The 24,377-nt window shown below is 39.7% G+C and carries 21 protein-coding genes, 1 tRNA gene, 1 pseudogene and 1 other annotated feature; of the genes and pseudogenes, 18 read left to right on the top strand and 5 right to left on the bottom strand.

Features of this window, described 5'->3' with window-relative positions; genetic code table 11:
- Positions 1-279: 279 nt before the first annotated feature.
- The gene (locus HPT25_RS19990; protein WP_173068253.1) at positions 280-579 is read right to left on the bottom strand and encodes a hypothetical protein; all 300 of its coding nucleotides are present in this window, start codon (positions 577-579) and stop codon (positions 280-282) included.
- A gap of 204 nt (positions 580-783) precedes the next feature.
- Here HPT25_RS19990 and HPT25_RS19985 point away from each other — a divergent pair, with 204 nt between their 5' ends.
- From HPT25_RS19985 to HPT25_RS19950, 8 genes are all read left to right on the top strand, one after another.
- Complete coding sequence (locus HPT25_RS19985; RefSeq protein WP_173068250.1) at positions 784-1,599, top strand: uroporphyrinogen-III synthase; 816 nt, start codon at positions 784-786, stop codon at positions 1,597-1,599.
- 417 nt (positions 1,600-2,016) lie between these two features.
- Complete coding sequence (locus HPT25_RS19980; RefSeq protein WP_173071309.1) at positions 2,017-3,366, top strand: NAD(P)-dependent oxidoreductase; 1,350 nt, start codon at positions 2,017-2,019, stop codon at positions 3,364-3,366.
- A 54-nt stretch (positions 3,367-3,420) separates the two neighbouring features.
- Complete coding sequence (gene preA, locus HPT25_RS19975) at positions 3,421-4,707, top strand: NAD-dependent dihydropyrimidine dehydrogenase subunit PreA (RefSeq protein WP_173068247.1); 1,287 nt, start codon at positions 3,421-3,423, stop codon at positions 4,705-4,707.
- A gap of 176 nt (positions 4,708-4,883) precedes the next feature.
- Complete coding sequence (hydA, locus tag HPT25_RS19970) at positions 4,884-6,302, top strand: dihydropyrimidinase (protein ID WP_173068244.1); 1,419 nt, start codon at positions 4,884-4,886, stop codon at positions 6,300-6,302.
- A gap of 50 nt (positions 6,303-6,352) precedes the next feature.
- Positions 6,353-6,571 carry a hypothetical protein gene (locus tag HPT25_RS19965; protein ID WP_173068241.1) on the top strand — a complete coding sequence of 73 codons (219 nt, stop codon included), beginning with the start codon at positions 6,353-6,355 and terminating at the stop codon, positions 6,569-6,571.
- Between the two features lie 64 nt (positions 6,572-6,635).
- Positions 6,636-8,252 (top strand): PucR family transcriptional regulator, encoded by a 1,617-nt coding sequence (locus tag HPT25_RS19960; protein ID WP_173068238.1) that lies wholly within the window; start codon positions 6,636-6,638, stop codon positions 8,250-8,252.
- Positions 8,253-8,381: 129 nt separating this feature from the next.
- Positions 8,382-9,845, top strand: a complete 1,464-nt coding sequence (locus HPT25_RS19955; RefSeq protein ID WP_173068234.1) for a CoA-acylating methylmalonate-semialdehyde dehydrogenase — start codon at positions 8,382-8,384, stop codon at positions 9,843-9,845.
- Positions 9,846-9,893: 48 nt separating this feature from the next.
- Complete coding sequence (locus tag HPT25_RS19950; protein ID WP_173068231.1) at positions 9,894-11,249, top strand: aspartate aminotransferase family protein; 1,356 nt, start codon at positions 9,894-9,896, stop codon at positions 11,247-11,249.
- Between the two features lie 90 nt (positions 11,250-11,339).
- Here the strand turns inward: HPT25_RS19950 and HPT25_RS19945 are convergent, their stop codons facing one another.
- On the bottom strand, positions 11,340-12,107 hold the full coding sequence (locus tag HPT25_RS19945) for a hypothetical protein (protein WP_173068228.1): 768 nt from the start codon (positions 12,105-12,107) through the stop codon (positions 11,340-11,342).
- A 212-nt stretch (positions 12,108-12,319) separates the two neighbouring features.
- Positions 12,320-12,537: a binding site (T-box leader), on the top strand.
- Between the two features lie 181 nt (positions 12,538-12,718).
- Here HPT25_RS19945 and proB point away from each other — a divergent pair.
- Both proB and HPT25_RS19935 read left to right on the top strand, forming a co-directional pair.
- A complete protein-coding gene (proB, locus tag HPT25_RS19940; RefSeq protein ID WP_173068225.1) occupies positions 12,719-13,831 on the top strand; it encodes a glutamate 5-kinase in 1,113 nt (370 codons plus the stop codon).
- Between the two features lie 7 nt (positions 13,832-13,838).
- Positions 13,839-15,080, top strand: a complete 1,242-nt coding sequence (locus HPT25_RS19935; RefSeq protein ID WP_173068222.1) for a glutamate-5-semialdehyde dehydrogenase — start codon at positions 13,839-13,841, stop codon at positions 15,078-15,080.
- A gap of 48 nt (positions 15,081-15,128) precedes the next feature.
- On the opposite strand, the gene HPT25_RS19930 is transcribed toward HPT25_RS19935, so the two are convergent.
- On the bottom strand, positions 15,129-15,872 hold the full coding sequence (locus HPT25_RS19930) for a YqcI/YcgG family protein (protein ID WP_173068220.1): 744 nt from the start codon (positions 15,870-15,872) through the stop codon (positions 15,129-15,131).
- Positions 15,873-16,003: 131 nt separating this feature from the next.
- Between HPT25_RS19930 and HPT25_RS19925 the strand changes: the two genes are divergently transcribed.
- The 6 genes and pseudogenes from HPT25_RS19925 to HPT25_RS29390 form a co-directional block, all read left to right on the top strand.
- Positions 16,004-18,280, top strand: a complete 2,277-nt coding sequence (locus tag HPT25_RS19925) for an ATP-dependent DNA helicase (protein ID WP_173068217.1) — start codon at positions 16,004-16,006, stop codon at positions 18,278-18,280.
- An 80-nt stretch (positions 18,281-18,360) separates the two neighbouring features.
- Positions 18,361-18,606, top strand: a complete 246-nt coding sequence (locus tag HPT25_RS19920) for a hypothetical protein (RefSeq protein WP_173068215.1) — start codon at positions 18,361-18,363, stop codon at positions 18,604-18,606.
- 107 nt (positions 18,607-18,713) lie between these two features.
- Positions 18,714-19,496, top strand: a complete 783-nt coding sequence (locus tag HPT25_RS19915; protein WP_173068213.1) for an alpha/beta fold hydrolase — start codon at positions 18,714-18,716, stop codon at positions 19,494-19,496.
- A gap of 115 nt (positions 19,497-19,611) precedes the next feature.
- Complete coding sequence (locus tag HPT25_RS19910) at positions 19,612-20,076, top strand: hypothetical protein (protein WP_173068211.1); 465 nt, start codon at positions 19,612-19,614, stop codon at positions 20,074-20,076.
- 156 nt (positions 20,077-20,232) lie between these two features.
- A tRNA-Lys gene (locus HPT25_RS19905) sits at positions 20,233-20,305 on the top strand.
- 196 nt (positions 20,306-20,501) lie between these two features.
- Positions 20,502-20,678, top strand: a pseudogene (locus HPT25_RS29390) (hypothetical protein); the annotation flags it as partial.
- A 118-nt stretch (positions 20,679-20,796) separates the two neighbouring features.
- Here HPT25_RS29390 and HPT25_RS19895 read toward each other — a convergent pair.
- Entirely contained in the window at positions 20,797-21,192 is a 396-nt protein-coding gene (locus HPT25_RS19895; protein WP_173068209.1) for a hypothetical protein, read from the bottom strand.
- Positions 21,193-21,434: 242 nt separating this feature from the next.
- Here HPT25_RS19895 and HPT25_RS19890 point away from each other — a divergent pair, with 242 nt between their 5' ends.
- Together HPT25_RS19890 and HPT25_RS19885 are read left to right on the top strand one after the other, a co-directional pair.
- Complete coding sequence (locus HPT25_RS19890; protein WP_376767949.1) at positions 21,435-22,598, top strand: iron-containing alcohol dehydrogenase; 1,164 nt, start codon at positions 21,435-21,437, stop codon at positions 22,596-22,598.
- Positions 22,599-22,626: 28 nt separating this feature from the next.
- Entirely contained in the window at positions 22,627-23,025 is a 399-nt protein-coding gene (locus tag HPT25_RS19885) for an acyl-CoA thioesterase (protein WP_173068207.1), read from the top strand.
- 44 nt (positions 23,026-23,069) lie between these two features.
- On the opposite strand, the gene HPT25_RS19880 is transcribed toward HPT25_RS19885, so the two are convergent.
- Complete coding sequence (locus HPT25_RS19880) at positions 23,070-24,230, bottom strand: glycoside hydrolase family 18 protein (RefSeq protein WP_173068205.1); 1,161 nt, start codon at positions 24,228-24,230, stop codon at positions 23,070-23,072.
- Between the last annotated feature and the right edge of the window lie 147 nt (positions 24,231-24,377).

Below are 24,377 nucleotides of genomic sequence, written 5' to 3'. Positions count from 1 at the left end.
AGATCGCCAAAACCGTGACTTACATCACAAGATGAAAAGCTGTCACAAAATAGTCAAACTTTAAGGTGCGTTAGATAAAATGAAGATGTAAAAGGGGAAATGGTGAGAAATTTGTTTTAAATCATATGGTATGTTAAAGAACATTGTTGATATTTAAACACAGTTGATTGGAGCGGAAATCAACAGCCAAATTTTACAGCGCCAATCATAAAAAAAGGACTGCGATTTAGCAGTCTTCAGGATATTGATATAACAAAAACAAAATCTTTTCTTAACCTATTAACTAAGATTTTCATCTGTTTGGGTAATGGGTGAGCTTGTTGATGAATGGTCACTCAGCCAATCAAGACTAACAGCGGAGATACGAGACCAATTTGGGATTTCATTCTTATGCTGCTCAACCCAGCCCATACCAAATTGCGGATCAATACCATACTCAAGACATTGGGATAGAAAAGCTTGGATATTGGCTTCATTGCAATTTGCCCATGAACCGCAAGTATTGCACCAGATATTTTCTATTTTCGTTTGCAGTGAAACGTCATTTATAAAGTTACTGAACTGATTATCATTATTCATACGTAATTCCTCCTTATCAACCAATTCACATCCTTCAGTATGTCCATGAATGACATCACTAATCATTCCATCTTTGCCATTTTTGCTAATTTCTTGCTTTCCAATAGAACCCTTTCACTATTATAATGAAAGATATTGTTTCACTTAAAAAAGGTTAGAACATTCAACCATTCTATTAATAACCGAATGCGAAAGGAATATAACATGGATAAGGGATTAATTGGTAAGAAAGTGGTCATTTGCGGTTCGCGAAAAATAGAAGAGGTCAGCACAATAATTGACAAACAGGGAGGCATTCCACTTATACGCCCCATGCAAGGAACGGTTTTTTTAGCCGAAAAGGAAGTTGAACCTGAACTCGTCAAATTTATGGAGGAAGGTGCTCATTGGGTCATATTTACCACCAGTATCGGTCTTGAAGCGCTTCTTAATCTGGCAGAAAAGTTGAGTCTTAAAGAAGAATTTTTGATTCGTATTCAGGAGGCAAAGGTTGCGGCAAGAGGATATAAAACAAAAGCTGCATTAAAAAAATTGGGAATTAATCCGATTGCAGTAGATGATGATGGCACGACCAAAGGGCTGATTTCAGCACTTGAAAATCATTCCTTCAGCGGTAATAAAGTAATGATCCAACTTCATGGCGAAGAAGCTCCTGCCTTATCATCATTTTTGAAAAACAAGGGAGCGGTCATTCAAAAATTGCTGCCATATCAGCATATTGCACCTGAAGATGCAGTAGTTGAACAATTATGTCATGAAATTAAATCCAATCAATGTGATGCAGTCTGTTTTACAACCGCAACCCAAGTGCATTCTTTATTTAATTATGCAAGAGTACATACCATTTATGAGGAAATTGTTGAACAATTTAACCGAAATATTATAGCAGCTGCCATTGGCAAGGTAACGGCCGAAGCTTTAAGAGAAGTTGGAGTCGATCGGCTGCTTGTTCCGGAAAATGAAAGAATCGGGGCATTGATCATAGAACTATCGCAATATTATAAAGGATGTCAAAAATAGTGTACCTGCTCGGTGCACTTTTTAATTTGCTTAAATACGATAATACTTGACGAATTTTTACAAAAAAGAAAATCCAAAGCTTCTATTAAATTACAAAATTTTCACCTTCATTATGTTAAATTGATAACTATATTCTCAAAAAATTGGCCCAAGCCTTACTATTTTAGTAAGAACTATTTTACAGATTGCTCAAACAATTGAACACATCATTTTACAGATTGTCAGGTGAATTGTTTATTAATTGTTTGTAAAATTAAAAATGGATGCAGAATTTTCAGCAAAATACACAAAACAAATGAAGGAGGATGGTCAGGTTTTATTAACAATCATTAATATAAGCGCTTACATTTTAGTTTGATTCTCATATGTTTGATAATACCATTCATTAAAGGAGGATTCTCTTTGAGTGTTGAAAAAATGCAGCGCATTTCTTTAATAGAATTAGAAAAGAACTTTGCCGAAGTTGAAAACGGTCTTACAAACCAAGAAGCGTTGGAAGAATCCAACCGCTGCCTCTATTGTTATGACGCCCCATGTATAAAAGCCTGTCCAACAGGTATTGATATCCCCGCTTTTATTAAAAAAATTGCTTCAGGAAATTTACTAGGATCAGCCAAAACGATTATGTCAGCAAATCCAGTAGGTGCGAGCTGCGCCAGAGTATGCCCGACAGAAGAATTATGCGAAGGAGCATGCGTCCTCAATTATTCTACTAAACCAATTATGATAGGGAAATTGCAGCGTTATGCTACAGATTGGGCCATTCATAATGAGCAAACCCTTTTTACTCCATCAGAACCTAACGGCCGAACCATTGCGATAATCGGTGCCGGACCAGCAGGATTGTCTGCTGCCAGAGAATTAGCAAAATTAGGTTATGAAGTCACCATTTTTGAAGCCGCAGAAAAAGCAGGCGGACTAAATTCGTATGGAATTGTTTCCTTCCGCTTACCTCAAAAGATATCCTTCTGGGAAGTGTCACAGGTAGAAAAACTTAATGTAACGATTCGAACAAATACACTGGTTGGAAGAGATATAACCGTTCAAGAGTTGACAGCCCAATTTGACCACATCGTTTTGGCTGCGGGCATGGGACATGTCCCTCATCTACAGATTGATGGCGAGAACTTAGACGGCGTGTATGATGCCATCGAATTTGTGAAAGCCACAAAAAATGGCCGCATTACCCAAGATTTCGTTGGAAAACGAGTCGTCGTAATTGGTGCCGGCAATACAGCTATTGACGGTGCAACCTGTTCTGTTCGCTTGGGTGCAGAAAATGTCAAAATTCTTTACCGCCGAACAGCGGAAGAAATGACCGCCTATGATTTTGAATATGATTTTGCCAAGCAGGATGGTGTAGAATTCCGCTGGCTGACAGCTCCGAAACGAATTATTGGTGATCAAGATGGAAAGGTAACGGGTATTGAATGCGTCAAGATGCAACTTGGAGAACCGGAACCAGATGGTAGAAGAAGGCCTGTGCCAATTTCTGGATCGGAACACGTCATCCCAGTCGATGCTGTCGTGAAGGCCATCGGACAAACAAGACATTTTTCTTTAATTGAACAGTTTGAGCTTGAGCATGAAGGTGGTGTCGTCAAAGTCGATCCCGCTACATTCCAAACCTCCAATCCAAAAATTTCAGCCTGCGGCGATATTATTTTTGGTAAAGGAAAAGGAGAAGCGATGGTCGTGACAGCCGCTCAGCAGGGCAAAAAAGCTGCTTATGCAATTCACCACTTATTTACCGCGGTTAGCAGTTAAGGCTGATTCCACTCATTTATTGAAATAAATTATTTTGAACAAGGAGGAAAATTGATGGCAGATTTACGTATAAATTTAGCTGGAATCAAGTCGCCGAATCCTTTTTGGCTGGCATCAGCGCCGCCGACCAATTCCGGCTACCAAGTTCAAAGAGCGTTCGAAGCTGGATGGGGCGGAGCTGTGTGGAAAACACTAGGCGATCCAATTTTAAATGTGTCCTCAAGATTTGCTGCAATCAGTTTTGCCGGCAACCGGGTTGCTGGATTTAATAACATCGAACTGATCACAGATCGGCCGCTAGATGTGAACTTAAAGGAAATCTACGAAACGAAAAAAAGATTCCCCAATCATGCCATTATTGCGTCATTGATGGTGGAACCAAAACAAGAAAAATGGCATGAACTCGTCAAACGGGTAGAGGATGTCGGAGTGGACGGACTGGAATTAAACTTCGGTTGTCCTCACGGAATGGCGGAAAGAGGAATGGGATCTGCTTCGGGCCAAGTCCCTGCTTTAGTAGAGCAGCAAACCTATTGGGTAAAAGAAGTGGCGCAAACTCCAGTGATCGTAAAATTAACACCAAACATTACAGATATCACAGCAACGGCAGAAGCTGCAACAAATGGCGGTGCGGATGCCATCAGTCTTATCAACACGATCAACAGCTTAATGGGGGTTGATCTCGATACATGGAATACGATTCCACATGTAGCTGGAAAAGGAGCCCACGGAGGCTACTGCGGCCCTGCCGTGAAGCCAATTGCTTTAAACATGGTTGCGGAATGTGCAAGGCATCCGCGGATTAATGTTCCGATCTCAGGAATCGGCGGAATTTCCAATTGGCAGGATGCTGTTGAATTCATCTTAATGGGGGCAACTGGTGTGCAAGTATGTACAGCTGCCATGCATCACGGCTTCCGGATTGTGGAGGACATGATCGAAGGATTAAGCAACTATTTGGACAGCAAAGGTATTGCCGCGGTGACCGGCATCATCGGAAAATCGGTATCGAAATATTCGGATTGGGGCAATCTCGACCTCAACTATAATATCGTGGCCCGAATTAATACCGATGTATGTATCAACTGCAACAAATGCCATATTGCCTGTGAGGATACCTCCCATCAATGTATAGATATGCTGACGGATCCTTCCGGAAAAAGCTATTTGAAGGTAAGGGAAGAGGATTGTGTCGGCTGTAATTTGTGTTCGATCGTCTGCCCCGTTGACGGCGCCATCGATATGACTGAAGTGCCGAACGAACTCCCGCCAATGACATGGAACGAACGGCAGGCAATATTGAATATGACTGCAACATGCAAAGCGGATGTTACAAAATAGATAATCGTTTTAGTGAACTATTGTAGGTTTCAGGCGAATCAACAAGATTATTTTGTCTGACACATATTCTTTTGTCATATAACTTACCATTGGCTAAACTTGCTATTCTATTTAATAAAACAGTCTGCCTATTAGATAACCTGAATTCTACCAAAATACTTAGGAGGGAAACCGGAATGAAAAAAATAATCAAAAATGGAACCATCGTTACTGCTGCTGATACTTATCAAGCAGAAATTTTAATTGAAGACGGAAAAATTACGCAAATTGGTTCGAACCTAACGGCCATTGGAGCAGAGGTAATCGATGCGAAGGGATGTCTTGTATTCCCTGGAGGAATTGATCCGCACACCCATTTAGATATGCCATTTGGCGGTACCGTTACTAAGGATGATTTTGAATCTGGCACAATCGCTGCAGCATTTGGCGGCACGACATCGATTATCGATTTTTGTCTGACAAATAAAGGGGAGCCCTTAAAGAACGCCATCCAAACTTGGCATGAAAAATCAAAGGATAAAGCTGTGATCGACTACAGCTTCCACTTAATGATCTCTGAAATAAATGAAAAGGTTTTAAACGAACTTCCTGAGGTAATCAATGACGAAGGAATCACTTCATTTAAGGTCTTCATGGCATATAAAAATGTCTTCCAAGCAGACGACGAAACCCTATTTAAAACACTTGTCACCGCAAAAAAACATGGGGCACTGGTCCTGGTTCACGCAGAAAATGGCGATGTGATCGATTATTTAACGAAAAAGGCACTTGATGAAGGAAATACTGCTCCCATCTATCATGCCTTAACGAGACCTCCGGAATTGGAAGGAGAAGCAACTGGCCGTGCAGCGAGAATGGCAGGCCTAGCGAACTCCCAATTATATGTAGTCCATGTCTCGTGCGCTGATGCAGTCCAGCAGATTGCAGATGCCAGAAAGAAAGGCTTTAATGTGTGGGGCGAGACATGTCCGCAGTATCTTGTTCTTGACCAATCCTACTTGGAAAGACCAAATTTTGAAGGAGCGAAATATGTTTGGTCACCGCCGCTTAGAGAGAAATGGAACCAGAACGTACTTTGGAATGCTTTGAAAAGCGGAGAACTCCAAACATTCGGGTCCGATCAATGCTCATTTGATTTTAAAGGGCAAAAAGACCTTGGCCGTGACGACTTTACGAAAATCCCGAACGGTGGTCCAATGATTGAAGACCGCCTGACGATTTTATTCTCAGAGGGTGTGAAAAAAGGGCGGATCAGCTTAAATCAATTTGTTGACCTGACCTCTACAAGAGTGGCTAAGCTGTTTGGTCTTTTCCCGAAAAAGGGTACAATTGCGATTGGAGCTGATGCAGACCTGGTCATTTTTGATCCAAATATCGAAAGGGTTATTTCAGCAGAAACCCATCACATGGCCGTAGATTACAATGCTTTTGAGGGAATGAAAGTAACTGGTGAACCTGTTTCAGTACTCGTTCGCGGGGAATATGTCATTCGCGACAAACAGTTTGTCGGCAAACCTGGATCAGGCCAATATTTAAAGCGGGCAAAATACAGCTTAAATGCTCCCATCAATCAAAATGAGACCTTATCCATTTAAACTCAAATATTTTCTTAATGTAGCAGGAATTATTAAAGTGAGGTGGAATAATGTCTGAATATAAAGAGTTTCTTGAGGAAAGAGACAAAATTGATTTTCTCATCCAAAAGGGTTATCGGATTAGTGCTGTCAGAGAGCATTTAAATGGTGCTACAGTTGAGTTTTTCCATCCTAATAAGAATCTCACAGAAACACTTCATTTTGGAACAGCCAATGCAAGAAAGTATTTTTCGAGTATTTTAGCAAAGCAGAACCAAGCGAGCATCTAATAATAACAATGAGGATTGGTATAAAAGCCAATCCTCTTTCCGCTCATTAGAAGGAGTGCATACGATGAAGGAACATTTTCAATTAACGGTTTCTGATATTTTACAGCGAAGGCATTTTGAACAGGCCAAAATTGTAGCCGGGCAGGATGGGATTCATCGGCTTGTGAAATGGGTTCATGTCGTCGAAGCGACCACCATTCGAAATCTATTAAAAGGGCATGAATTGATTCTTTCCACAGGAATCGCCTGGAAGGATCATGATGAACAATTTAGATCCACAGTACTTGAATTTATCGAAAATAAAGCGGCTGGATTATGTATCGAAATGGGCACCCATTTATCTAAAATTCCAAAAGAAGTAATTGAAATGGCAAATGAGCATCAATTTCCGATTATTATTTTCCAAAAAGAAGTCCCGTTTGTTGAAATTACTCAGGACATTCATTCGATCATTATCAACCAACAATACCAAAAGATATCCGATTTAGAGAATTACTCCCAAAGCTTAAATAAACGATTATTAACGATGGAAAGCTACGAAGATATCCTGCAGTTTATTTTCTCGGCACTCGATCTCCAAATCCTGTTCCGTTTTAAAAATCAGGACTATGAGTTTGTTCCGGATATCAGCCATCAAGAAAAGACACTAATTCTAAATGAGCTTAAACAAGTAGAAAATCACATGTGCCAGCATTTCGCGCAATCACCGATTTTTTTGTTCGGACAGGAATATGCAGAAATCATTATTTATTCAAAGGATATTCCCATCAGTGAATTCGATTTATTAATTTTGGACCGCACTGCTACTGCATTAGCACAGCATCTGCAGCGAGATTTATATGTGGAAGAAAAAAAGCGGGCAGAAGCGTTTGAATGGCTACACGGCTGGCTTGATGGAGAGCATTCAGAAGAAAGTATTCACGAATATTTGATCGAGAACGGCATAAAAGTGAAAACATCTGAGGCTGTTGTCCTCATTTCCAAGTTGTTTACGTTAAAAGAAAAATTAAGCCATGATGTCACTTATTTTAAATTGTTATATCGCTCAGTATTTGAACAATCCGGATTTGCCGTATTTACGGTGGAAAAAAGAAATGAAATTATTACGATACTAATCAATCATCGGGCGAAAAAGAATATGAAGGATCGGATGAAAAAGGCAATTGAACAGATCCAGGAATCCGAATTTATCAGAAAACAAAACGCCACACGGCTGACGATCGCTGCCGGCAAATTTGTTGAATCATTATGCAACATCCATAAAAGCTATCAAACAGCAAAAGAAACAGTAAGGATTCAACAAAAAATGACAAGAAAACAGGGCTATTATTTCTATGAGGATCTTCATTTATATCGGTTAATATTTCAAATGAGCAAACATACAGATTTGCAAGAGCTGGCATCTGAATATTTGTACCCGGTTATTCAATATGATGAAAAATACAATGGAAAGCTTTTGGAAACATTAAAAGTTTATTTGGAGTGCAATGGTTCAAAACAAGAAACCTCCAACAAGCTATTTATCGTGAGACAGACCCTTTATCACCGTCTGCAAAAGCTTGAAAATCTTCTGGGCGAGGATTTTATGGAGCACGAAAAACGGGTGGCTATTGAATTTATGCTGCTTGTCCATGAGTATTTATTTTCCTCACAGCCAAATGCAGCCAATCAAGCACGATAAGCTTCACCTTTTTTTGCATTTTGTCGGAAATTTACCTAAAGCCATTTTACAGAATGTCTAATGAAACCATTTTTCGATTACGAGATAATGAGTTTAACAGAGATTTTATAAAAAGTAGGAGGCTGCAAAATGACTGTAACCAAAAATGAAACAACTGTATTGAAAAATTATATTAACGGCGAATGGGTGAATGCCAGCAGCTCACAAACGCTTGATGTGATCAACCCTGCTACAAATGAATTATTAACGAAGGTGCCGGTATCGGTGAAAACTGATGTAGATATGGCCGTCCAAGCAGCTAAAGAAGCATTTAAAAAGTGGAAAAACGTTCCTGTTCCGAAAAGAGCGAGAATTTTGTTTAAATACCACCATCTATTAACTGAAAACCATCAAGAACTGGCTCGTCTAGTGGTTCAGGAAAATGGAAAGGCATACAAAGAATCCTATGGAGAGGTACAACGAGGCATTGAATGTGTCGAATTTGCTGCCGGTGCTCCAACATTAATAATGGGCGAAAGCTTATCAGGAATTGCTGAAGACATTGATTCGGAAATGTTCCGCTTCCCGCTGGGGGTTGTAGGAGGAATCACTCCATTTAATTTCCCTATGATGGTACCACTCTGGATGTTCCCGCTTGCTGTTGCCTGTGGAAATACCTTTGTCTTAAAGCCATCTGAACGTACTCCGATTTTGGCCAATCGTCTGGCAGAACTATTTACAGAAGCCGGTGCTCCTAAGGGCGTATTAAATGTTGTTCACGGTGCACATGATGTGGTTAACGGTCTGCTGGATCATCAAGATATTTCCGCGATTTCCTTTGTTGGTTCCCAGCCTGTTGCCAAATATGTATACACACGGGCAGCTGCTGAAGGAAAGCGAGTTCAGGCATTGTCAGGCGCAAAAAATCATCATATTGTGATGCCGGATGCAGATATGGATAAAGCCGCTCAACATATTATTAGCTCGGCTTTCGGAAGCGCCGGACAACGCTGTATGGCATGCAGTGCCGTTGTCGTTGTTGGTAATAACGAGCCATTTGTCCAAGCGTTAAAGAAAAAAGCGGATGACCTAATTATTGGAAACGGAATGGATGAGGAAGTCCTTTTAACACCTATTATTCGTAAGGAGCACCGGGAAAAAGTGATCGGCTATATTGAAAAAGGAGTCGCGGAAGGAGCAGCGCTAATCAGAGATGGCCGAAAAGAAATGGATGACCTTCCTGAAGGCAATTTCATGGGACCCACCATTTTCGATCATGTCACACCTGAAATGACGATTGCCAAAGAAGAAATATTTGCACCTGTATTAAGTCTATTACGTGCAAAGAACTTAGATGAAGCGCTTGAACATATTCGTAAATCTCGCTATGGCAATGGAGCGACCATTTATACAAACGATGCCAAAGCCGCCAGACAGTTCCGCGAAGAAGCGGACGCCGGTATGCTTGGTATTAATGTGGGGGTTCCGGCTACAATGGCCTTCTTCCCATTCTCTGGCTGGAAAGACTCCTTCTACGGTGACCTTCATGTCAATGGCAAAGACGGGGTCAATTTCTACACACGTAAAAAAATGATTACTTCCAGATTTGAATAAGAAAAATGGAAGATCTCAAAACATCAATTTGAATTGGAGGGAAGTGGAATGGTTCAAACGAGCCGTCCTAAGGAGTCCTTATTAGAGATGGATGATAAATATGTATGGCATGCGATGAAGCCTTATAATCCGAATGCAACGATTGTAGCGGAGAAGGCGGTGGGTTCATGGGTGACGGATGCAGATAGCAAACGTTATTTGGATGCGATGGCAGGTCTTTGGTGTGTGAATGTCGGATATGGCAGAACAGAGCTAGCCGAGGCCGCCTATGAGCAATTGAAAGAAATGGCATATTTTCCACTTTCCCAAAGTCATGTACCGGCTATTAAACTGGCAGAAAAGCTCAATGAATGGCTTGGTGATGAATACGTCATCTTTTTCTCCAATAGCGGTTCGGAGGCAAATGAAACAGCCTTTAAGATTGTCAGACAATATCATCAGCAAAAAGGGGATTATAATCGCTATAAAATTATTTCCCGCTATCGCGCTTATCATGGAAATTCCATGGGAGCCTTGGCTGCTACAGGGCAGGCGCAGCGGAAGTATAAATACGAGCCGCTTGCTCCTGGCTTTATCCATGTATCACCGCCAGATTCCTACCGTGATGATCAGAATGTAGCAGATCCGAGGGAGCATCCTGCTGTCAAAGAACTTGACAAAACCATGACATGGGAGTTAAGTGAAACGATTGCAGCATTCATCATGGAACCAATTATCACCGGCGGCGGTGTGTTAATTCCGCCTGATGGGTATATGAAGGCGGCAAAAGAAATCTGTGAAAAACACGGTGCTCTATTGATTGTTGATGAGGTCATTTGCGGGTTCGGCCGGACTGGCAAGCCATTTGGTTTTATGAATTATGGAGTTAAACCCGATATTATTACCATGGCAAAAGGAATCACCAGTGCCTATCTGCCGCTTTCCGCTACAGCAGTCAGAAAAGAAATCTATGAAGCTTTTAAAGGTACGGAAGAATACGATTACTTCCGCCATGTAAATACTTTTGGCGGCAATCCAGCTGCTTGTGCTTTAGCACTGAAAAATCTTGAAATTATGGAAAAGGAAAGGTTATTTGACCGCTCTCGCGATTTGGGGGAACAGTTGTTAAATGACTTAAAGAACCATCTTCAGGACCATCCATATGTTGGGGATGTCCGGGGCAAGGGTTTATTAATTGGAATTGAGTTAGTCAATAATAAAGCGACAAAAGAGCCGCTAGACGCTTCACTTGTCAATAAAGTTATTGCAGCCTGTAAGGACCGCGGTGTGATCATCGGTAAAAACGGAGCAACCGTTGCAGGTTTCAATAATGTCTTAACATTGGCACCTCCATTAAATATCGACCAAAATGATATTACGATCCTTGTTAAAACATTAATAGAGTCACTTGCAGAGATAAAATAAAAATACTCCTAAGCACTTGTAATGAATAAAATTACAAGTGCTTATTTATTAAATTGATAAGTTCCCAGAAAAAAAGACCCATACAGGCCTTTATGAATTTTCATATCTATATTTAATATACGGCCTTTGAATTTCTTGTGGATTGATCACTTCAATTTCTTCTTCGCTATCATCATCATCAAAATAAGAATCGTACTTATCATCTTCCTCTTCCATTTCGTCAACTATTATTTCGTTCAACAAAACTTCCTCAACATCTTCCTCTTCCTCACAATCATCCTCCACACAATCCTCTTCCTCAAAATCCTCTACTTCCATATCCTCATTTTCCACTGGATCCTCAAGAATCTCTTGATTGATCAGAACAAGGGAATTCTCTGTATTTTCATCCTCAATCATCGATGGATTAATATCATCGGAAATAGTCACATAAATTTCGGAAACATCATTTGGCAATGTGTCATCGTCCTGAATGATGACAATTTCATTCACATCAGCTACAATCTCCTGATTTGTTCGATTTATTTTTCGCAGAGTATGATCACGCAATCTTGCAATGCCAATAATTTCATCCAACATTTCAGTAAAAGCTTGGAAATCCACATTGTTCGTGCCGCTATTTATAATCACATCCAACAAATCATCCTCAAATAAGCGATAAATTCTTTCATATTCTTCCGGATCCATATCCCGAAAAGTTGTGCCATTTACCTGAATAAATTTTAAGATAAGCTGCGCGATAACCTCATTTGCATCTTGTAATTCAGGACGGCTGAAGAAATAATAATTTGCATCTCGTAATGTTCGATAATAGGTTGTAAAGTTCGGGTTAACTTCCAAAAAGTCCAAATTACTCATATTGCGTGTTCCTCCTTTAATATCGGAAAAAGGGCCTCTTAACCTTTTTTCAAACAGGTCTTCTAAAAGCGAGAGCCTATTGACAGTACATTAGTTTATTCAAAACTTTTTTCAGCGGTTACACGAAAAAGGAGCAGCGTGCTTTTTAATTTTTCTAAAAATTATATTGACTTTTCCCGCTTTTCTATAGATAATCAAATAAACTTAATTTGCTAAAAGGAATGGGACTAGTAAATCTTTGGAACATGTAAGAGAGTGAAACCCACTGGCTGCGAGGTTTCTCATGGAAAGAAAGTTGAACCTGCCCATATTAGACCCGCTTATGCAAAACATAAGCCGTTTTCCCACGTTACGGGGTGAAAGAGGATGTAGACATGTTTGTTTACATCAATAAAGGTGGTACCGCGGATACGATTTTTCCGTCCTTTGCATAAGGACAGAAAAGTCGTTTTTTTATTTTCTGGCTATGTTCATGCTTTTAGTTGATCGCATGGGGGAAGCAAACTTCTTGCGGATTACACCCTGTATGCTGCTTAAGGGCCTCCAATGTAAAGTATGGGATGAACAGCCACGTTTAACAGTGCCTATTTTATACAAAGAAGGGTTAGAAAATGAAGAAACAATTAGTAGTTGTAAAAATTGGGAGCAGTTCACTGACCACACCAACAGGGACTATTTCCGTGGAAAAAATGACGGATCATGTTGAGGCATTAAGCCATTTAAAAAGACAAGGACATGATGTCATCTTAATTTCATCGGGTGCGGTGGCAGCCGGGTTCCATTCATTGGGTTACCCAGCACGCCCTAAAACGGTTGCCGGAAAACAAGCAGCTGCCGCAGTTGGCCAGGGCTTATTGATGCAGCATTATATTCACCTGTTTCAAAAGCACGAAATTATGCCTGCGCAGATTCTCTTGTCTCGTGAGGATTTTTACAGTCAAGTCAAGTTTCATAACTTATTTAACACACTGACTGAACTGCTGCAGAGAGGGATGCTGCCCATTATCAATGAAAATGATTCGGTGGCCATTGAGGAATTAACCTTTGGAGACAATGATATGCTGTCAGCACTCGTCAGTGGTTTTTTACACGCTAATGCCTTGATTATTTTAACAGATGTGAACGGAATTTATGATGGCAACCCAAAGGCCTCTAAAGATGTGAAGAAATATCATTTTATTCCGGAGGTTTCTGATGAACTGCTGGGAGTGGCAGGAGGCAGCGGATCATCAGTCGGTACTGGCGGAATGAAATCAAAACTTACCGCTGCGAAAAAAGCTCTATCGCTTGGTGTTAGTGTATTTGTTGGGACGGGCAAGGGAAAAGAAAAACTGGTGGATATTTTAGATGGCAAGGGGGACGGCACGTATTTAGGCGGTCCATTTCAAACACAAATGCAAATGAGAAAGCAGTGGATTGCTTATCATTCTCATGTTGGCGGCGTGATTGAAATTGATGACGGTGCCGAGCAAGCAATTGTACAGAAGGGTAAAAGCCTTCTTCCTGTAGGCGTCACAAATGTAGTGGGAGACTTTAACGCTCTTGATGTAGTGGAAGTCCGGAACCAAAAAGGAAAAACGGTTGGAAGAGGGCAGATCTATTTTTCATCAGAGAATTTATTAAAAGCAAAGGGATTGCCAAGCGAGCAATCAAAATCCTTTTCCATTAATCAGCGACCAGAAGTGATACATCGTGATAATTGGGTGAAATTACGAGAGGAGTGAAGGATCAATGAATGAATTGATAGAGAAAGCAAAAAAACTAAAAACGGCATCCAAAAAGCTGGCAATGCTATCTGCTGCAGAAAAAAATGCAGCTTTAGCTAAAATGGCAGACAAAATTTCAAGTGAAAAAACATGGATTTTGCGTGAAAATGAAAAAGATATCCGCATTGGAAAAGACAATGGTCTTTCTGCATCCCTACTGGACCGCCTTTTATTGATGGAAGAAAGACTGGATCAAATTGTCGATGGCATTCGCCAGGTTATAAGTCTGGAAGATCCTATTGGAGAAATTATTGAATCATGGGAAAGGCCAAACGGTTTGCAAATTCAGACAGTTAGAGTTCCTCTGGGTGTCATTGGCATGGTATATGAAGCTAGACCGAACGTCACTGTCGATGCAGCCTGCCTATGTTTGAAGGCAGGAAATGCGGTCCTACTTAGAGGAAGCACATCTGCACTAAATTCCAACATTGCGCTTGTCAAAGTGATGCAGGATGCCTTAGCAGAGACCTTAATTCCATCAGATGCCGTACAACTCTTGGAGGATACCAGCCGTGAAACGGCAGCTGAAATGTTTAGATTGAACCAATATCTGGACGTTCTTATTCCACGTGGCGGTGCGGGATTAATCCAATCAGTCATTCAAAATGCAACAGTTCCTGTATTAGAAACAGGGGTAGGAAATTGCCATATTTTTATTGATGAAACAGCAGAAGAGCAAATGGCCATTGATATCGTTTTAAATGCCAAACTACAGCGTCCTTCTGTTTGTAATGCGGCAGAAACGGTATTAATTCATGAAAAGTGGCTGCATACTACTGCACTCATTCGTGCATTGGAGGAAAAAGGAGTTGAACTTCGCGGTGATGAATCCCTTTATGCAAACTATTCCTCTATAAAGCCTGCCATAGAATCTGATTGGGAAATAGAGTTTCTCGCCCCCGTATTAGCAATCAAGCTAGTCAGAGATGTACGCGATGCAATTGAACATATTGATCAATATGGAACAAAGCATTCAGAAGCCATAATTAGTAAAAACCAAGAAAATGTCAATTTATTTTTCCAGGCTGTCGATGCTGCCGTGTTGTATCATAATGCATCCACCCGCTTTACAGATGGGGAGCAGTTCGGCTATGGAGCGGAAATTGGCATTAGTACACAAAAACTCCATGCCAGAGGCCCAATGGGCTTAAAGGCAATCACTACGTCAAAAGCGATTGTACGAGGCGAAGGGCAAATTCGCTGTTAAGACTATCAAACATACAAAAAAACATACAAAAGAACAGGCAACGATGGTTTAATCGCCTGTTCTTTTTGTTTTTGGGTGAAAAGGGCATTGTGGAAGTATTGAATCATCATCTCGGAGAAAATATTGTTTCCACTCATAATTATCTTGTTGACCGTACGTATTTAATGCAGGATGAATCGGAATCGAATCATAATTTTCTAGACGTTTACGAATATTTTCTTTTATCTTGAGGGAATTTTTTTCTGTTTCATAAAATCTCTCTAGCGCCCATCTTGGGGTAATGGCCAGTATGAAGTACGGGAAATGCCTGCTGTTTCTATATTGATGAGCTGGCGTTGCGCAATACATAAAATAGGCTTCACCTTGAAAGCAAAATTCCCATAACGGTTCGCGAGGATCTTCAGGTATTTGGAAGGGCCATTTAGACGAATCTAGCTCAGCAATCCGATTTAGCTGATCCCAAAAAAGAGTTTCATAATCTTCCACGTTAAGATTTTCAGATTGCACTTCAAATGGTTCAAAAAAAATAATCAGAGAAGTGTAGTTGCCAATTTCTTTAAAACAAAGAGAATATTCATTTAATAGCATGGCTAGGCCTAATGCCGCTGCATCTTCATACGGATTGGAAACAAATCCGTATCGAAAATGGTTCAATCGCTGCCCAATGATCGCAGGAATACAAGGAAATGGATGCTTCTGATCTGCTAATTTTGCCTCAAATAATTCGAATGCCTCAAGTTTCCAAAGCTCAAGCTCAGTCTTATATATCCATTCTTTTGTAAACAACTGCATAGTGCCCCTCCTATCCACTATAGAATATGCCAAGGCAAGACATAGGTGAGTGTCAACTATACCTTGATTAGATAGGATCTGTTATACTAAAACCAAACATATATTCCCTTAGACAAAAGTTGGTGATGTTTGTGTCAAATGAAATGAAAATATCTGTTCGGAATCTTGTGGAATATGTTTTCCGCAGCGGCAGTATTGATAGCCGGTTTCGACCGCAAAATTCGTTAAACGATGGAACAAAAGCCCATCAAAAAATACAGAAGACCTATCATGAGGGTGACCAGAAAGAAGTTTATCTCAAAGCTGAAATTCAATTTAAGGAAATAATGTTCATCATAGATGGGAGATGTGACGGTCTCCTATTTAGAGACGGAGAAACAGTTATAGATGAAATCAAGTCATTTTCCCACCCCCTTGAATTTGTTGAGAAAGACGGGCATCCTGTTCACTGGGCTCAAGCAAAAATGTACGCTTATTTGGTTGCCAGTGATCAGAGATTAGAGAAAATTTCCGTGCAATTAACCTATGTGCAGTTAGAGACAGAAGAAAAGCGGATGATGAAGAAAACCTTTCATTTTAAACAACTAGAGGTTTTTGCCTTCGAAGTATTAGAGCAGTATACTCCATACGCCATGCTGCTTCTTGAGCATCAGAAAAAAAGAAACGAAAGCAGTAAGGAACTGGTTTTCCCATTCCCATCGTATCGAAAAGGACAGCGAAAATTGGCAGGGGCTGTTTATAAATCCTTTGCAGAAGAAAAAAATTTGTTTATGAAAGCACCAACTGGAATCGGCAAGACAATTTCCACTCTTTTTCCTGCTGTAAAGGCAATGGGAGAAGGGATTATAAATCGGGTTTTTTATTTGACGTCTAAAACCATAACCAGGACCACTGCCGAAGAAGCTTTCTCACAAATGCGATCATGGGGGCTTTGTTTGAATTCGCTAACCATAACGGCCAAGGAAAAGGTTTGCTTTAAAGAGGAAACTGTTTGTCAAAAAGAGTATTGTGAATATGCAAATGGATATTATGATCGGATAAATGAAGCGATTATTGATATATTGAAAAATGAAAAAGGGATTACAAGGGAAATCATTGAAACATATGCGCGTAAACATAGAGTTTGTCCTTTTGAATATTCCATTGATTTAGCCTACATGTCAGATGCTGTCATCTGCGATTATAATTACGTTTTTGACCCACGGGTATCTCTTAAACGAATACTTGAAGAACAAAAGAAGTCATCAGCACTGTTAATAGATGAGGCTCACAACCTTGTAGACCGCGGCCGTGAGATGTTTTCCGCCTCATTAAATAAAAAAATGTTTCTTCAAGTAAAAAAAGAATTTAAAGGACTCAATAAAACCATCTATAACAGCGCTAATCACATAAATTCACAGTTTAATGCTTTAAAGAAAAAGCTAGGAGAAAAAAGGGAAGATACTCTAGAGCAGCTTGATGATATATGGATAGAAATACTTGAACAATTTTCTTTAAATGCTGAGAGTCTCTTAAAAAATGTCCACCATCTGCATTTGCTGGAGGCATTTTATGCGGTTCAAAATTTCTTGAAAATAGCAGAGCTCCTCGATGAACACTACGTTATTTATGTAGAAAACAATCCAAATAATGTACTTTTAAAGCTGTTTTGTATGCATCCGGCAAAGCAGTTGAAGCAGATGGGAAGAGGTTATCGTTCTAAGGTGTTTTTTTCCGCTACCCTTTCACCAATGCCTTATTATTTTGATATTCTTGGCGGAGAAGCCGAAGATTTTCAATTTTCCATTCCATCACCGTTTGAAGCCAGACAGACTGATGTTTTTATCAAGCCTCTTTCAACTCGCTTCCATGACCGGAATCAAACAGTGGATAGCATCGTAACCATGATTCAATCATTGCTTGAAAGCAGGCCAGGTAACTATTTGATTTTTTTCCCATCTTATCAATATTTAGTAATGGTGTTTGAAGCGTTTAAAAAAAGGGATCAACAGACAACAACCATTGTACAAGAAAGCGCAATGACAGAAGTGAAACGTGAAGCATTTTTAGCAGCCTTTCAACCAAATCAAAAAGGAAATTTGCTTGGTTTTGCTGTACTTGGAGGCATTTTTTCAGAAGGTGTAGATTTACAAGGTGAGCGATTAAATGGTGTAGTAGTGGTGGGGGTCGGATTACCGCAAGTATGTTTTGAACGAAATCTAATGAAAGCCCACTTTGAGGAAATGGGAAGAAACGGTTTTGATTATGCCTATATCTATCCCGGTATGAATAAAGTGCTACAGGCTGGAGGAAGGCTGATTCGGTCGGAAACTGATTTTGGCACAATCGTGCTCGTTGATGATCGCTTCCTCCATGCCAAATACCATTCGTTACTGCCAGATGAGTGGAAAAATTATACAATCCTCTGAATTAAAAATGGAAAATTTATGTATGTATAAAAAATTTGGTGACATACTAAGGAGGAGAAAAAGTTAAAAGGAGAGGCATCATGTCAATTGAAGAAGGCTCTAAGTTTCAAATTTCTCAAGGGATTCAAGATTTTTTCAACGCTGCGGAATCTTTTACTGTGATCTCCAATAACGGAAAAACAGTTCAATTCAAACTGGGTGATGGAAAAGGCTCTGGTGCTATGCCAATTGAACATTTGCACTATTTACTAAAAAAATCGAACCTGACCATCATTCCAAATAAACGGAACTTGTTGAACACTGAATCGGAAGAGCAAATCGGGTAATATGACAGCTGGAATAAAGTGAAGGGATTCAATTTCCTTCTCTTTTTTTACATACTGGTTTAAATTAGAGGATAAGAAATTGAAATTAGATGGGAGAGGAATGAAAATTGGAAACAAATCAACTAAACTTGCAAAATTGCTCTATTGCTTACATTGATAAGGGCGAGGGGCAGCCGATTATTTTATTACACGGATTTTGCGGCAGCTCTAGCTACTGGGAAAACGTGATTTCTGAACTGGCATTAAATTACCGCGTGATTGTTCCGGATTTGCCAGGACATGGTCAATCAACTGTACTTCAAGACAATGCTTCGATTGAAGATATCGCTGAAATAATGAAAGAATTTTTAGATTCATTAAAGCTTGATCAAGTAACCATGTTTGGTCACTCATTGGGGGGATATATTACCCTTGCTTTTGCTGAAAAATTTAGCAGCAGATTGGCAGGGTTTTCTCTCGTACACTCCACCGCTTTCCCAGATACAGAGGAAGCCAAAAAAGGAAGAATGGCGAATGTTGAAAAAGTAAAACAGAAGGGCATTCGCTCGTTAATAGATGGTCTAGTGCCCAAACTTTTCTCACCCGAACACTCACAAGAACCTTATGTTGAAATCGCTAAAGAAATCGGCTATTTAACTGCCCCTCAAGGTGCTATAAATACTCTGATCGTCATGAAAAACAGACCGGACCGCAATCAAATCTTGCATGAAACGGAGCTGCCTGTCTTGTTAATAGCCGGAGAAAAGGATCAAATTATTCCACAAGAAAAATCGTTTTCAGTCAGCAAATCAAACATTAAACATTCGTTAATCCATAACGCTGGTCATATGAGCATGTACGAAAATCCGGCAATGCTTATAAGCGAAATGAATGAATTTTTATCATCCTGATTTAATCGGTGATCCTGCCTGCTTGAATAATGAAGGGCAGGATTTTTTCCGTTCAATGAATGTAGTCTCCAACTACCTCAAGTAGAGGTCAAAAAAGAGGAGGGATATATTAGAGTTGAGAAAATTATTGTTGATAACAATTTTATTATCTTTTTTCAGTACTTTTTTAACAGGCTGTTCGCATTATATATCTAATGGATCTTCCTCTACAACTTGGACAAATGGAATAAAAAACAAAGACCAATTCATTGTAGTTTCCAAGCATGTTGGTACTGAAAATAATTTTAAAGAATTTAGAAAAATCAAGGTTGTAAAGAAAGTCAATAAAATAAAAGAAATTCTAAATGGACTAAAATGGGTGTATGCAATAAGAGATACTCTACAACCCCCTGACTATCAATTTGTTTATCAACCTAAAGACCCTAAAATAAAGGCAGATGCAGTATTGCACAGAGTTTGGATTACTCCTGATAAGGACAGATTGGTGATTGTTCGTGGCGAGAATCAGTATGCTCAATTAACAAAAGAACAATCATTGGTTTTATTTGAAATTCTAACAGGGGATAAATTAGTAAAATAAGCATAGCTTGTCTGCAAGCATTCAAAAAAACAGGCTGCTTTTTTAGTAAATAGGTTATTACGCCAAAATGTCCATATATGCCCTATAAGATAATACATTTTTATGAGCATATATATTGATTATATCTTTTAATAGGATTATACTAATAATTGTCAAGGGGTATTAGCTTAGTTGGTAGAGCAGTTGACTCTTAATCATCAGGTCGCAGGTTCGAATCCTGCATGCCCCATAACATTATTAAAAGATGTCACAATTTGTGGCGTCTTTTTTTGCTTTTTTCGATTCAGGAGGAACTATATGGTATTTCGTTCCTAATTGAACATGGCAGCGTTAGTAAAAAAAGAGTAATATGGCTCATATTATCAAGAAGTATTTATCGTAAATATCACCAAAACTTAATCTTCTATAATTAAGATGACAGCGGCTGCGAAGTCATCGCAAATAAAAAAGAATCCCTATATCCTATATATTTTCAATACAATGAGTGGCTTGGAGAATATGACAAAGAAAAGATTGAAGGAGTTTTCAATAACGGATATGACCTTGTAAATAGCCAAAAATGGACCACCCAATTTTACATGTTTTTATTTAATTTGAAATAATCTAACGTCTTAATCAAGAAAGATGATACTATGCCTAGAATAAGCCCTGAATATAAAAGAGAGGTTAATAAAACAAAAAACATCCCAGAATGAATTCGTCTGGGATCTTTTCTTAACTTTAATTATCTTCCGGGGATATGTATGCTAATTGATTTTCATAGAATACAAATATTACTTTATTTCCTTTTGGATCAGTAAATGGGACACCTACTAAAATAGCATGGTTATCATTATTTCTGACGACTTGGATATCATGTGCGCCATTCCATGTATAGCCTTGCTTTTTATATTCCTTTTTCACCTGTTTAAACGATTCAGATTTTAATAGATTAGATACAATTTTGTTCCTTTCTGCACCGGTTAAAATGGTAACATTACAGCCGCAATCACTTTTTGTCGTAACAGGCTGAGAAGAAGAAGAGGATACATCAGCTGCTTGCACAGGATTGCCGCCAGCAGCAAACACCATTAATGCAATAACTCCCCCTAATAACATAGCCATCAATCTTTTCATCACATTTCCTCCTTTAGAAAAAAACTCCTAATATTATTTCTCTATAATTCGACAATTTCCTTCAAAAGATGGAAAAAATTTTGTGAATTACCATAATTTATTACAATTCAGTGTCAAATCTTGGTGTCAGGCACCATGTGAAATATTCACATGGTGCCTGACACCAAGCAGGTATATCGGACGGGTTGTGGAAATATAAACATTAAAGAATTTATGATTTGGATGGAAGGTGAGATGCCTTGGTGATGGTTTCGATGTTGAGGTTTCCGAAGCGGTCTTATGTTGGCTGGGGTTCGATTGGAGAGTTGTTTCAGGTTTTACGGGGGTGGGGACAGCGGAATGTTTTGGTTGTGACGGATCCGACCCTTGTGAAAATTGGTTTGGTTGAAGAATTTTTGTCGCCGGTAAACCATGATTTTCAGATTACGGTTTATACTGATGTAGAGCCAGAGCCGTCTCTAGAATGCGCTGAAAGGCTGGTTGCATTTACAAGAGCAGGAAGCTTTGGCTGTGTGGTTGGGTTAGGTGGCGGCAGTGCCCTTGATATGGCAAAGCTTGCAGCGGTAATTCCGCAAAATAAAGGAAACATCGCCGATTACCTTAACCTAACTGGAACAATGAAACTAGAAAAGGAAGGAGTTCCAAAAATCCTGATCCCTACCACTTCAGGGACAGGCAGCGAAGTAACAGACATTGCGGTGCTTTCTCTCAAAGGCACGAAGGATGTCATTACACATGACTATTTATTGGCGGATGTTGCAATTGTAGATCCACAGTTGACTCTTTCTGTCCCGAAAAGAGTGACAGCTGCTACAGGTATTGATGCTTTGACACATGCGGTAGAAGCGTTTCTATCAGTAAATGCGAGCGAGGCGACAGATGCCTTAGCACTGAGAGCAGTGGAATTGATTGGCGGCTCATTGAAAACAGCAGTTGAAAATGGGAAGGATGCGGAAGCTAGGAAAGCGATGAGCACAGGCAGCTACTTGGCTGGGCTCGCCTTTTTCAATGCAGGAGTCGCAGGTGTCCATGCTCTGGCCTATCCTTTAGGAAGTCAGTTTAAACTTCCTCATGGGGAATCTAATGCTGTGCTTCTTCCTTATGTGATGAAGACCATTTCGGCAAACTGCAGAGAGAAAATGAACACGATCTGCCGTATATTGGCAGATGGGGTAAAGCAGGTAGATGATTGGAATGCAGAAGATTATTTACGATTATTTTATTATTTTGTTAAAGACGTTGGTTTGCCGACTACTTTAAAGGAATATGGAATTATAGAATCAAAGCTGACCGATCTAACAAATGACGCGATTAAACAAAAACGGCTGTTGGCTCGAAGTCCAAAACCTTTGGGTGAAAACGAAATTCATCAAATTTATCAGATGGCTTATAGCGGTCTGCAATGAACAAATGGAATTTAAGGCAGGGATATAGATGTATCGAACACACATCGAACCAAGAGTTTCCGAGACTGATGGGGTAGGACATATTAACAATACTACCATTCCCATTTGGCTCGAGGCCGGGCGCAATCCAATCTTTCAACTATTCACGCCCGACCACTCCTTTCAAAATTGGAAAATGATTATTATAAAAATGAATGTCGACTACCTTTCACAAATTTATTATGGATCAGGTGTTGAGATCAGGACGTGGGTGAAACGGATCGGGAATTCTAGTCTGGAACTATACGAAGAAATTTACCAAAATGAAAGATTGTGTGCAAAAGGTCATGCCCTCTATGTTCATTTCAATCTGCAAAAACAAAAATCAGAGCCCATTCCAGACCCTATCAGAAAAGAATTAGAGAATCACTTATACCATATAATATAAAAAAAGGCTGTCCACACATTTTGTCATGTGGGCAGCCTTTTTATCTAGTCATTCGATTTTACAGCATAGTACTTAACTGGCTCTTTAGCAAATTTCTGAAGTGCGGAAAAAATTGTTGCTGTTACACTAGTTGGACCTTTCGCATCGAGGCCGGCTTCCCAAAGCATCATCCCGCCAAAGCCGTGGTCGAGAGTAAGTCTCGTTTTATTTATCATAGTGGTGTCACTATTATAATAATAGGTGGTCCCGTTCATAATCACCGAATCTTTTAAGGCGTTATTCGGATTATTATGGAGGATGGCCGAAAAGGATACTTGTTTAATTTTTGGATTTTCTGGTTGTCCATACAAAGGTACCCCTAATACAAGTTTTCCTTTTGAAAGATGAAGGTGATCAAAATAGCCGCTCCAATAGTTCACAATTTTTTCAGCAAATGTGTACGTAGATAGATTGGCAGCATGATAGCCTCCATCCCACTGACCATCATAAGCCATGATATTGACATGGTCCACATACTGAAACATCTTCGGATCATAGACTACAAATCCAGTAACCGTAAGGGTTGCCGCATTAATTTTCGAATAAACGGCAACAGAAAGCTCTTTGTTCTGCGAGTGAAGCTGTCCGCCCAACGCCTTGATGAAAGCAGACAGATTGTTGGCATCAGCAGCCGAGTGCGGGTGCTCAAAATCAATATCAATTCCATCCAGATGCTCACGGTCTACTAGACTAGTAAGTGCAGATACCAGTTTTGCACGCGAAGTCGGATTGGATATGGCGGCTTTAAAATAGGGATAGGATTCCCCGCCTTTTATATGAAACCAACCGCCAACTCCTAAGATAACCTTTGTATGATATTTTTTAGCTTGTGATACCATGGCACGTAAATTTTTCAACGCCATATCACCGTTAAGAAGAACTCCGCCGTCCTTTAATGGATGGGCAAAGGAGAATATGATTTGTGTGAATTTAGCATAATCAATTGTGTTTGGATCGCGAAAGTCTTGTACGTAACCGATTAGCACCTTTGAATTCGTTTTTTCAATCTCAGGCATTGGCAGATTTTCTACTTTTAACTTTGATTTGGGCGCTTGTTCCACTATTACTTTATGATTTTGTTTGGATTGGCTCCATTTTTCTGCTAGAATTCCTCCAACAACGGCAATAACCATTACCAAACTGAGGAGGAGGATACGTTTTTGCATATGATGTCCTCCATGCTGTCATTTAACATTAAAATTGTATCAGAAAAATAATGAAATGAAGTGTGGTAATATCACCCTCTGATGTTAATACACTTTTTGTACTTTTAAAGATGATTGGGAATTTGAATTATAATCACCATGCTTGAG

It is taken from the genome of Neobacillus endophyticus (assembly GCF_013248975.1).
Taxonomy (GTDB): domain Bacteria; phylum Bacillota; class Bacilli; order Bacillales; family Cytobacillaceae; genus Neobacillus; species Neobacillus endophyticus.
The sequence above is the reverse complement of the archived record's forward strand: the minus strand, read 5'-3'. Positions and strand labels throughout refer to the sequence as shown.